Origin of the sequence: Streptomyces calidiresistens (assembly GCF_014141525.1) — a bacterium.
Lineage (GTDB): Bacteria > Actinomycetota > Actinomycetes > Streptomycetales > Streptomycetaceae > Streptomyces > Streptomyces calidiresistens.
Window position 1 is genome coordinate 1 of the sequence record NZ_VKHS01000839.1, and the last position, 2228, is coordinate 2228.

Consider the following 2228-nt stretch of genomic DNA (forward strand, 5'->3'; position numbering starts at 1 on the left):
TGTATAAGAGACAGCCCCCGTCCCATCCCGGGGAGCCCCCGCCGTCGTCCACCGGCGTGTCCGGGTCCACCGGGGAGGGGACCACCAGGTCCACCTCCTCGGGCAGCGGCACCGGCTCCTCGGGGAACCCGTGCGTGTGGAAGGTCCAGGTACCGGGTGCCGCCCGCTCCACCACCAGGGTCGGGTCGCCGGGTTCACCACCGCCCACCGTCCAGTGATCGCCCCGGTCCACGGGCTCGCCGTCCACCCCCAGCAGGTCCGCCAGCTCGACCACCCGCTCCCGGGGCACCTCTCCCTCGAACCGGTGCACCCGTCCATGGGTCGGGCCCTCGGGCAGGTCACCGTCGGCGACGTATCCGTCGCCCGGTACCCCGTCCCATCCGGGCATCGCGGCGTACTCGGCGGCGCCGGAGTCCGCGACCCCCCGCGCCAGCGGGCCGTTCAGGACCAGCGGGGGAGCGGCCGTCGCCCCCTCACCGCCGTCGAGCGCGCCCGAACCGGCCCACACGGCGCCCGCGACCAGGGCCACCGCCGCCGTCACCGCCGTGACGGCCGGCCAGTGGCGCCGGCGCGGCCCGGGGCCGCCGTCCGACGCGATGATCTCCTTCTCCGCCACGGTCCTCACTCCTCGCTCCGGGGGACGGGCACCGGTTCCGTTCCGTCCCGCTCCTGTTGGACGGGACGACCGCGACGGGGGTTCCCGTCCCCGGTCCGCGCCCGAGGGTGCCGGGGGTCCCGGCGTCCTCCTCGGGTTTCCGTTCGACGCCGGTCCATGCCCGGTAGCCTGTGGAGGTTCCGTTCCGCGTCGTCGCGGGGCCGTTCCGCCGTTCCCCGTCGGCTTCCCCCTCGTCCTCTCCCCGGGAGTACCCCGTGCGCATCGCCGTCTGCGGCTCGATCGCGACCGACCACCTGATGACCTTCCCCGGCCGCTTCGCCGACCAGCTGGTCGGCGAGCAACTGCACACCGTCTCGCTGTCCTTCCTGGTGGACGGGCTCCAGGTGCGCCGCGGCGGTGTGGCGGCCAACATCTCCTTCGGGATGGGACAGCTGGGCGTCTCCCCGATCCTGGTCGGGGCGGTCGGTCCGGACTTCGCCGAGTACCGCGCCTGGCTCGACCGGCACGGGGTGGACACCGCCTCGGTGCACGTCTCCGAGATGCTGCACACCGCCCGGTTCATCTGCACCACCGACACCGACCACAACCAGATCGGCTCCTTCTACACCGGCGCGATGAGCGAGGCCCGGCTGATCGAGCTGCAGACGGTCGCCGACCGGGTGGGCGGGTTGGACCTGGTGCACATCGGGGCCGACGACCCGGAGGCCATGATGCGGCACACCGAGGAGTGCCGCACCCGGGGCATCCCCTTCGCCGCCGACTTCTCCCAGCAGCTCGCCCGCATGGAGGGGTCGGAGATCCGGGACCTCACCGACGGCGCCGCCTACCTCTTCAGCAACGAGTACGAGAAGGCCCTGATCGAGAGCAAGACCGGCTGGGACGCCGCGACGGTGCTCGAACGCGTCGGTACCCGGGTGACCACCCTGGGCGCCCGGGGCGTGCTGATCGAGCGCGCCGGTGAACCCGAGCTGCGGGTGGGCTGCCCCGAGGAGGAGCGCAAGGCGGACCCCACCGGCGTGGGCGACGCCTTCCGGGCCGGTTTCCTCTCCGCGCTGGCCCGCGGCGGCGGCATCGAGCGCGCCGCACAGCTGGGATGCATGCTCGCCACCCTGGTCATCGAGACCGTGGGCACCCAGGAGTACGAGCTGCGCCGGGAGTCGTTCATCGAGCGCTTCGCGAAGGCCTACGGTGCCGACGCCGCCGACGAGGTGCGCGATTGGATCGTCACGGCCTGAGATCGTCCCCGGCGGGGGGCCCCGCGGGTCGGGGGTCCCCCGCCGACGGTGTCCCCGGCACCCGGCGGGCCCCCGGGTCGTCCGCCGGGATCGGGTGCCCGGTGCGGCGCACCCGGTAGGCCCGGACGTCCCCCTCGGGGTCGTCACCCCACGGTTCCTCGTCCAGGAACTCCTGTTTTCGCAGGTGACACCAGGCACGGATGTCCAGCTCCGCCGCCCCGTCGTCGGCCAGCACGGTGACCACGCCGCCCGGGCGCACCCGTCTCATCGCCCGCGCCAGCTCGATCACCGGCCGGGGACAGAGCAGGCCCAGGGCGTCCACCGTCACCTCGTTGCCCCCGGCGTCGTCCCCCGTGCCGTCCCCGGTCGGTATCTTA

The 2228-nt window shown here is 73.9% G+C and carries 2 protein-coding genes and 1 pseudogene; 1 reads left to right on the forward strand and 2 read right to left on the reverse strand.

What is annotated here, in order from left to right; translation table 11 throughout:
- A pseudogene (locus tag FOE67_RS23310) lies at window positions 1-616 on the reverse strand (hypothetical protein); the annotation flags it as partial.
- Window positions 617-870: 254 nt separating this feature from the next.
- On the opposite strand from FOE67_RS23310, the gene FOE67_RS23315 reads away from it, so the two are divergent.
- A complete protein-coding gene (locus FOE67_RS23315) occupies window positions 871-1851 on the forward strand; it encodes a carbohydrate kinase family protein (protein ID WP_182666811.1) in 981 nt (326 codons plus the stop codon).
- On the opposite strand, the gene FOE67_RS23320 is transcribed toward FOE67_RS23315, so the two are convergent.
- The coding region (locus FOE67_RS23320; RefSeq protein WP_182666812.1) for a sulfurtransferase TusA family protein at window positions 1841-2228 on the reverse strand (388 nt) is incomplete at its 5' end. The genes FOE67_RS23315 and FOE67_RS23320 overlap by 11 nt on opposite strands.